This is a genomic window from Actinomadura rubrisoli (genome assembly GCF_004349215.1).
Lineage (GTDB): Bacteria > Actinomycetota > Actinomycetes > Streptosporangiales > Streptosporangiaceae > Spirillospora > Spirillospora rubrisoli.
In genome coordinates, this window is record NZ_SMKU01000394.1 from 1 (window position 1) to 7,934 (window position 7,934).

The window sequence follows — 7,934 nt, forward strand, 5'->3', positions numbered from 1 at the left end:
GGCGGTGCCTGCGGCTGCGGCGGGGCGGGCGGAGGCGGTGGTGCCGCCTGACCCGGCTCGTCGACCGAGATGCCGAAGTCCGCTGCCAGCCCCCCGAGGCCTGAATCGTACCCCTGCCCGATGGCGCGGAACTTCCACGCGCCCTGGCGCCGGTAGAGCTCACCGAGCACGAACGCGGTCTCGCTGGTGGCGCCCTCGCTGTCGAACCGGGCGACCTCCGTTCCGGCCGCCGCGTCCACCACGCGCACGTACAGGCCCTGGAACTGACCGAACGTTCCCCCGTCCGACGACGCCGCGATCACGATTTTCTCGATATCGGGCTCGACACGGTTCAGATCGACCGACAGCACGTCCAGCACGGTCGGGCCCTGCTGCTTGCCGTCGTGCCGAACGGAGCCAGAGCCGTGCGTCGGCTGGTTGTAGAAGACGAAGTCGTCGTCGGAGCGCACTCGGCCCGTCCCGGCGAGCAGGAGCGCGGACGCATCCGCGTCGGGCACGCCCGGCCCGCCCTGCCAGCCAAGCTCGACCCGGACGGAGGGAACCGGCACCGCGGTGTTGGCGCCCTTCTGCATGGACATGAACGCTCCTCATTCGTCGGCCGACGTCACCAACCTACGGGCAGTCGCGCGGCCTCGCGACCTGCCACGAGGGGAGGACGGACGGCAGCGCCGCGGAGTTCCTGCACCGTGCCGCGTCACACCCCCGCACCCTGCGTCGTCTCCCTGGCGAACGAGAGGAGGCTTCAGTGCCAAAGGAACGGGCCCTGCAACCGAGCACGCTTGTCTTCGCGCTAGGGACCTTCGCCGCAGGGACAGACGCGTTCATCATCGCCGCGTTCCTGCCGAAGATGGCCCAGGACCTGGGGGCGAGCGAAGCAGCGACCGGTCAATCGGTGACCGCGTTCTCCATCGCGTACGCGCTGCTCTGTCCCGTCCTTGCCACCCTCACCGCGCGCGTGCCGCGCCGTACGCTCCTGATATCTGGGCTGGCGGTGCTGATGGCCGGCAACGTCCTCGCCGCCTTCTCCCCCAACCTGACGTTCCTCATGGTCGCCCGGGTCCTCGCCGCTGCGGGTGCCGCGGCCTACACGCCCAGCTCGTTCGCCGTCGCGGCGGGTCTGGTGAGACCGGAGTACCGCGGACGGGCCCTCTCGGTCGTGATCGGTGGACTCACCATCGCCACCGCGGTCGGCGTGCCCCTCGGCGCGCTGATGAGCCGGTCGTTCGGCTGGCGCACGGCGCTGATCATGGTCGCGGTCCTCTGCGCCATCGCGTGCGCGGGCGTCCGCGTGGTCATGCCGCGCATGCCGGGCGCGGAGCCGGTGCCGCTGCGGCGCCGCCTGGCCCCGCTCCGCCGCTGGGACGCACTTCAGGTGCTCACTCTGACGATTCTCGGCATGGGCGGCAGCTACACGGTGTACTCGTACGCGGCGACGGCTCTCGAACCCACGGGCGTGGGTTCCGAGTGGATCGGTCTGATGATGTTCCTGTACGGAGCGGGTGCCGTCCTGGGCAACTTCGCCAGCGGCACGGGGACGGACCGTTACGGGCCACGCGCAATCCTGACGGCGGGATACACCGTCCAGGTCGTGGCGCTCGGGCTGCTCGGTGTCCTCGCCGTCCTCCGCCCGTCCGCAGGCCCGGCCACGCTCGTCGGCGCGGGAACGCTCGTCCTGCTCTGGGGTGGAGCCACCTGGACCCAGACGCCCCCTCAGAACAACCGGCTCATCCAGCGCTTCGGTCCGGCTGACGCGCCGCTGGTCGTGTCGCTGAACAGCTCAGCCATCTATGCGGGCATCGCCCTAGGCTCTGGCATAGGCGGCGTCGTGCTCAATGCCCGTCCAGGAGCGGCGGTCTACGGTGCGGCGACGGTCATCGAGGTTCTCGCCCTGCTGCTCTTGCTGCTGACCGCGTCTTCCTTTCACACGGCAAAACAGCACCCGGCCGAGACACCGGCGGAGCCGAGCGTCAAGAAGTAGCGATCGCCTCAACAGGCGGTGCCCCCGGGAGAGGCGCGGGCTCAGGCGTGCGGAGACCGTCCAGGACGATCCGGAGATTGCGATCCCACTGCTCCGGGCCCGCTCGTAGGCCGACCGTGTGGCCAGCGGTGGAGACCGATACGAGCAGGAATGCGATGTCCTGCCAGGTGACGTCCGGACGTACGGCTCCGGCATCCTGGGCCCGCTCTACCAGCAGTCGAATGCGGTCGCGTAGCTCGGCACGGGCGTGGTCGAGGGGGCCGCCGAGTCTTTCATTGAGGTCGCACAGCTCGTTGCGGAGCCGGATGTAGGACGAGGCGAAGCCGCTGAAGCCCGCCCACGGATCAGGGTCGGCGAGCCCCTCGTCCCCCTTGGCGACGATCTCGCCGAGCACCTCGGCGAGCACCGCCTCCAGCAGCACCTCCAGAGTGCTGACACGCCGGTAGAAAGTTCCCACGCCCACCCCGGCCCGGCGGGCGATCTCGTGGGCCGTGACCTCCCCGCCGATCTCCCCCGCAGCCTCGCGTGCCGCCCGCACCAGCCGCTCCAGGTTGCGCCTGGCGTCGGCGCGCGGTCTCCGGCCCGAGCCGTCGTCCAAGATCCGGTCGACGGCGCTCGGCGTGGTGGTCATGATCCGATCGTACCAATAAGCGGACACTTTCATTCCGTTTTAAGTGGACGGGCAGCGTCCGCTTGCGCTAGCCTCGTGAAAGCGGACGCTGAGTGTCCGGTTAGGAGGAATTGTCATGATCGACGAGAAGATCCGAGTGGGCGTCATCGGGGCGAACCCCGACCGGGGCTGGGCGGCGCGAGCCCACATCCCCGCCCTCCGCGCGCTGCCCGGCTACGACGTCACGGCCGTCGGCACCAGCAGAAGGGAGAGCGCCGACGAAGCCGCCCGCCGGTTCGGCGTCCCGCACGCATTCACCGACGCACACGAACTGGCCGCACATCCCGACGTCGATCTGGTCGCGATCACGGTGAAAGTACCGGCGCACCGCGAGCTCGTACGGGCCGTGCTGGACGCGGGCAAGCACGTCTACTGCGAATGGCCCTTGGCGCGCACCACTCACGAGGCTGAAGAACTGACCAAGCTCGTGGAGGACGCCGGGGTCCGGCACGCGATCGGCCTCCAGGCGCGCTTCTCGCCCGCTGTCCAATACGCGCGAGATCTGGTCGCCGACGGATATGTCGGCCAGGTGAGTTCCGTCAACGTCTACTCGGCGCGCGGCAAGGGAGCAGGCGCCCGAATCCCCAGTTGGGCCGCCTACACCCTCGACCAGGCCAACGCCGCCGGGACGCTCGAAGTGGGCGCAGGCCACACGCTCGACGCCATGGCGTACATCACCGGAGCCGTCACCGAACTGTCCGCCGAACTGGCCCTGCTCCACAGTGATTACACCGTCGAGGAGACCGCCGAGACGATCAAGGCCACCAGCCCCGACCAGATCCTTGTCAACGCAGTCCTCACGAACGGCGCGATGGCGTCCGTCCACGTACACGACGCCAAGGGCGCCGGAGGCTGCACTCGGATCGAGATCGCCGGCACAGACGGCGACCTGGCGATCACCTCCAGCGGTCCTGCCGCCGCCCAGGGCGTCCAGATCGGCGCACTCGCCGTGCACGGCAGCCAGGAACCCGGCTCCCAGCTCACAGAACTGCCTGTCCCCGCCCGCTACCTGCGGGTGCCGGAGCACGCGCGCGACGTCGAAGTCGTCAACGTCGCCCAGCTCTACGCGCGGCTCGCCGACGACATCCGCACGGGTGGCCGGAGCACTCCCGGCTTCCACGAGGGCCTGCGTCTCCATCGCCTGCTCGACGCCGTCCGACTCTCGGCCGAGAACGGAAGGCGGCAGACCGTTGCACATGGCTGAGGGCCGGAATCAGGGCACCCGGGCGGTCCACTCCCCCGTCCCGAACTTGTCCGCCACATACTTGTCGGCCAGCCGCAGCTCGTCCTGGCCCAGCCGGTCCCCGACCAGCCCGTACCGTCCCCGGAAGTGCCCGATCATGCGCTCGATGATCTCCTCACGGGGCAGCCCGGTCTGCCGCCGCAGCGGATCGACGCGCTTGTTCGCGCTGGCGATGCCCTTGTCCGACAGCTTCTCCCTGCCGATCCGCAGCACCCGCAGCATCTTGTCCGCGTCGATGTCGTACGCCATGGTCACGTGATGCAGCACGGCACCGGCGGCCAGCCGCTTCTGCGCCGCGCCCGCGATCTTGCCGTTGTCCGAGGTGATGTCGTTCAGCGGCTGGTACCAGGCCTTGATGCCCAGTTCCCCCAACGCCCCCAGCACCCAGTCGTCGAGGAACGCATAGCTCTCGGCGAACGACATGCCCGCCACCAGCGTCTCCGGCGCGTACAGCGAATAGGTGATCGTGTTGCCCGGCTCGACGAACATCGCACCACCGCCACTGATGCGGCGGACCACATCCACCCCGTACCGCGCCGCCGCCTCCGCGTCGACCTCGTTCCGCAGCGACTGGAAGCTACCGATGATCACCGCCGGCGACGCCCACTCCCACACCCGCAGTGTCGGCGGCCGCCGTCCGGCCCCGACCTCTTCCGCGAGAACCTGGTCCAGCGCCATGTGCAGGGCCGGCCCCTGCGGCGCCTCATGGATCAACCGCCACTCATGGTCGCGCCAGTCCGACGCACGCGCGACCGCCCGCCTCACCGCAACTCCTACGGCCTCCGCCGTGAGCCCAAGCATCACCGTCCCTTGCGGCAGCCCCGCCTGGACGCGCGCCCCGATCGCCTTGGCGTCCAATCCCGCGGGCAACCCGTCCAAAGCCGCGTTGATGGCGTCCAACGCCTCATCCGGCTCCATGAAGAAATCGCCGCTGATCCTCGGACCGCGCAGCAGACCGTCCACGACATCCACATCGGCGACCACGAGCTTGCCGCCGGGCACCTTGTACTCACCGTGCATCACGTAGATCCAAACCCCGCCGCCCCGCTCCCGATTCCGCGAACAGCCAGTGCCGTCCCTCTCCGCGAGAACCGCCGACACCACGGCCGACCCGGTGGACACTTCGATCCGAGAGTCCGGTGGATACTTGATCGCGCGAGCGCCTGTGGGCGACCAGGCACAGAGCCTCCTGCGCCAGCCACACCTGCCCGCGCCGCCGCAAGACCCGGCACACCAGCTCGAACCATCCGACCAACGCAGCCGTCACCAACCCGCGGACGTCCACCAGCTCCGACACCAAACACGACACCGTCATCCCGGGCGCAAGCGGCTCAACCGGCCCGGGCCCTCGACGCCCCGCGAGACCCCCTGAATGTCCTGGAGCAGCACGCCGCTGATCCGTTGAAGGCCCGTACCCCGCAGCCAGGCGATCCCGGCCATGCCGTCGTCGATCTTGACGTACAGTGCGATCACGAGGCTGCCCAGAGCGTTCGTCACACAGCGATCTCGGACACCCACTCCCTTACCGGGAGGCGTCCACCCACATCGTGATCACTAGGAATCACTCCTCTAGCATCTCGTAAAGGGAATCGAGCTTGGGGGGACGAGGCATGCCGACACCGGGAAAGCCGGTCCGCGGCTCGTCGACAGGTCGTCCGATCATGGCCGCCCTCGACCTCTTCGGGCGGCGTTGGACGCTGCGCATCATCTGGGAGTTGCACGAGGGGCCGCTGGGCTTCCGCCCCCTCCAGCAGCGCTGTGACGACATGTCGTCCAGCGTCCTGCGCCAGCGCCTTCTCGAACTGATCGACGCCGGTCTCGTCCACCAGACATCCGAGGGCCCTTACGCCCTCACCCCGCTCGGGCAGGACGCTCAGGAGGCACTCCGTCCGCTGTCCAGGTGGTCCGATCGGTGGGCCGCGACGCTCCCCGCTTAACTCCCCCGACCTGAGCACCACCCCTTGTGCTTCTTTTTTAAAAGCACCATCATGCTTCTAAAAACGAAGCAACCAGGAGTGCCCATGGCTCGCATCGCGCCCCTCGAACCGCCGTACACCACAGAGATCGACGAAGCCCTGCGCAAGTGGATGCCACCAGGCGTGGCGCGTGACCCGCTCGTCCTGTTCCGCACGCTGCACCGCAACCCGGAACTGGCCTCACGCATGCGCGTCCTCGGCGCCGGCCTGCTCGGCCACGGCAAGCTGGCTCCGAAGGACCGGGAGATCGTCATCGACCGCACCTGCGCACGCGCCGGCTGCCAGTACGAATGGGGCGTCCACGTAGCGACGTTCGGCGAAACGGTCGCTCTGAACCGCGACCAGATCGACGCAACCGTGTCGGGTGCCCTCGCCCCTTGGTCGCCAAGAGAGCGCGCACTCATCACCGCAGTGGACGAGCTCCACGACTCCGCCCAGATCTCCCGCCCCACCTGGGATGCCCTCGCAGAGCACTACAACGAGGCCCAGCTGATCGAGTTCCTTGTGCTGGCAGGCTGGTACCGGCTGATCAGCCAGCTGATCAATTCACTGGAGATCGAGAACGAACCCTGGGCTCCCTCATTCCCCGAAGAGGAGGACTAACAGCTACCAGGAGTGGCAATCCCCCGGAACCGTGGAGACATCGAGATTGATGGTCATGCCGTTCTCCGCCGCTGTTCGTAGTCGACGGGGCTGAGCCGGTCGGCGGTGGAGTGCCGCCGTTGGGTGTTGTAGTGATCGATCCAGGCCGCGACCGCGCGGCGGGCCTGGGCTCTGGTGGTGAAGGTCTGCTGGGACAGGAGTTCGTTGGGTCTGGTTTCGTGTGAGTGGTTGGTGTTGTGCCGGGATGTGCCGCCGGAGGAGTGTGAAGCGCTTCGGGTTTGTTGGAGGCTCTGGACTGCCCCGGGTTGCGTGGAATTGAATTCTTGGAGCTCATGCCACGGTGGGTGTGTTTTCGAACTGTATCGGGGTGAGTGATGTGCCCCGAGTTACGTGGAGTCACTTTGGTTGACTTGCATGCCTCGACTGAGTTGCGCAACCGCGCGGCGCGGATGGTCTCCGAGGCCTGCGCGGACTACGACACCGAGACCGCCGCGCTTCGGGCGGTCGCGGTCAAGTTGGGCATCAACCCACCCGAGACACTGCGTAACTGGGGCCGCCAGGCCGACGTGGACGCCGGCAAGCGGGCGGGAACCACGCCCCAGGACGCCGCCGAGATCAAGCGGCTGCGCCGCGAGGTCGCCGAGTTGAGGCGGGCGAACGAGATCCTCAAGGCCGCGGCGGGTTTCGTCGCGGCCGGGCTCGCCCGGCCACAGCGGTTCTCATAGCCTTCATCGACGCGTTCAAGAAGGTGTTCGGGGTCGAGCCGATCTGCCGCGTGCCGCGTGCCCCGTGCCGCGCGAGCATGGCGTCAAGATCGCACCGTCCACCTACTACGCCGCCCGCACTCGCCCTCCCTCGCAGCGGACGGTCGGTGATGAGCGGCTCAAGACCGAGATCGCCCGGATCCATGCCGCCAACCACCGCGTGTATGGAGCCCGCAAGGTCTGGCACCACCTGCGCCCTGATGGCCATCAGGTCGCCCGCTGCACGGTGGAGCGCCTGATGCGCGAGCTGGGCCTGCAGGGCGTGCGGCGTGGCCGCCGGGTCCGCACCGCCACGCCCGACGACCGGCACGAGCGGGCCGGTGACCTGCCGGGCCGCGACTTCACCGCACCGGCGCCCAACCGGCGGTGGGTGGCCGACGTCACGCAGGTGGCCGCGTTCGCCAGCATCGTGTACAAGGAGCTCGGCCGTGCTCCCTCCACCATCAGCCGCGAGGTGCGCCGCAACCGCGATCCGCGCACCCGAAGGTCAGACCGTCACGGTGCCTCGCCCTCGCTGGCAAGGGACAGCGAGATTCGGCTTCAATCAGTGCTTTAAGCGGCAGCGACGGAACGAGGTAGATGGACTGACTCTCGCCGGAACATGAACCCGCTTCACCGAGGTCGGCCACCGCCCGCTGGAAGGTGGGGCTGGAACGTGTCCGTAGACCCAGCTAGTCGGGACGGGGGCTGGGTGGAGTTG

At 68.6% G+C, this 7,934-nt stretch carries 9 protein-coding genes and 3 pseudogenes; 7 read left to right on the top strand and 5 right to left on the bottom strand.

The features are described from left to right. On the bottom strand, positions 1-572 hold a 572-nt coding region (locus E1298_RS40685; RefSeq protein WP_243726137.1), incomplete at its 3' end, for a TerD family protein. Between the two features lie 173 nt (positions 573-745). Here E1298_RS40685 and E1298_RS40690 point away from each other — a divergent pair. Then, the gene (locus tag E1298_RS40690; protein ID WP_131902724.1) at positions 746-1,978 is read left to right on the top strand and encodes an MFS transporter; all 1,233 of its coding nucleotides are present in this window, start codon (positions 746-748) and stop codon (positions 1,976-1,978) included. Here E1298_RS40690 and E1298_RS40695 read toward each other — a convergent pair. Further along, positions 1,968-2,609 (bottom strand): TetR/AcrR family transcriptional regulator, encoded by a 642-nt coding sequence (locus tag E1298_RS40695; protein WP_165975901.1) that lies wholly within the window; start codon positions 2,607-2,609, stop codon positions 1,968-1,970. The genes E1298_RS40690 and E1298_RS40695 overlap by 11 nt on opposite strands. A gap of 115 nt (positions 2,610-2,724) precedes the next feature. Between E1298_RS40695 and E1298_RS40700 the strand changes: the two genes are divergently transcribed. Beyond that, a complete protein-coding gene (locus E1298_RS40700) occupies positions 2,725-3,852 on the top strand; it encodes a Gfo/Idh/MocA family protein (protein WP_207945133.1) in 1,128 nt (375 codons plus the stop codon). Between the two features lie 9 nt (positions 3,853-3,861). On the opposite strand, the gene lplAB is transcribed toward E1298_RS40700, so the two are convergent. Then, entirely contained in the window at positions 3,862-4,911 is a 1,050-nt protein-coding gene (gene lplAB, locus E1298_RS40705; protein ID WP_131902726.1) for a lipoate-protein ligase LplAB, read from the bottom strand. 291 nt (positions 4,912-5,202) lie between these two features. Next, on the bottom strand, positions 5,203-5,388 hold the full coding sequence (locus E1298_RS40710) for a hypothetical protein (protein ID WP_131902727.1): 186 nt from the start codon (positions 5,386-5,388) through the stop codon (positions 5,203-5,205). 113 nt (positions 5,389-5,501) lie between these two features. Between E1298_RS40710 and E1298_RS40715 the strand changes: the two genes are divergently transcribed. Then, on the top strand, positions 5,502-5,828 hold the full coding sequence (locus E1298_RS40715; protein WP_243726138.1) for a winged helix-turn-helix transcriptional regulator: 327 nt from the start codon (positions 5,502-5,504) through the stop codon (positions 5,826-5,828). Positions 5,829-5,912: 84 nt separating this feature from the next. Further along, positions 5,913-6,470, top strand: a complete 558-nt coding sequence (locus E1298_RS40720; protein ID WP_131902728.1) for a carboxymuconolactone decarboxylase family protein — start codon at positions 5,913-5,915, stop codon at positions 6,468-6,470. Between the two features lie 53 nt (positions 6,471-6,523). Here E1298_RS40720 and E1298_RS52035 read toward each other — a convergent pair. Next, positions 6,524-6,682: pseudogene (locus E1298_RS52035) on the bottom strand (integrase core domain-containing protein); the annotation flags it as partial. A gap of 198 nt (positions 6,683-6,880) precedes the next feature. Here E1298_RS52035 and E1298_RS40730 point away from each other — a divergent pair. The 3 genes and pseudogenes from E1298_RS40730 to E1298_RS52045 all read left to right on the top strand — a co-directional run. Next, a complete protein-coding gene (locus E1298_RS40730; protein WP_131902729.1) occupies positions 6,881-7,195 on the top strand; it encodes a transposase in 315 nt (104 codons plus the stop codon). A gap of 64 nt (positions 7,196-7,259) precedes the next feature. Then, positions 7,260-7,502 (top strand): annotated as a pseudogene (locus E1298_RS52040) (IS3 family transposase); the annotation flags it as partial. A 144-nt stretch (positions 7,503-7,646) separates the two neighbouring features. After that, positions 7,647-7,721 (top strand): annotated as a pseudogene (locus E1298_RS52045) (helix-turn-helix domain-containing protein); the annotation flags it as partial. Positions 7,722-7,934 lie beyond the last annotated feature (213 nt).

Coding starts and splice junctions, on each gene's coding strand:
- E1298_RS40695 (WP_165975901.1), bottom strand. CDS start 2,609: ATGACCACCACGCCGAGCGCCGTCGACCGGATCTTGGACGACGGCTCG.
- E1298_RS40700 (WP_207945133.1), top strand. CDS start 2,725: ATGATCGACGAGAAGATCCGAGTGGGCGTCATCGGGGCGAACCCCGAC.
- lplAB (WP_131902726.1), bottom strand. CDS start 4,911: ATGCACGGTGAGTACAAGGTGCCCGGCGGCAAGCTCGTGGTCGCCGAT.
- E1298_RS40715 (WP_243726138.1), top strand. CDS start 5,502: ATGCCGACACCGGGAAAGCCGGTCCGCGGCTCGTCGACAGGTCGTCCG.
- E1298_RS40720 (WP_131902728.1), top strand. CDS start 5,913: ATGGCTCGCATCGCGCCCCTCGAACCGCCGTACACCACAGAGATCGAC.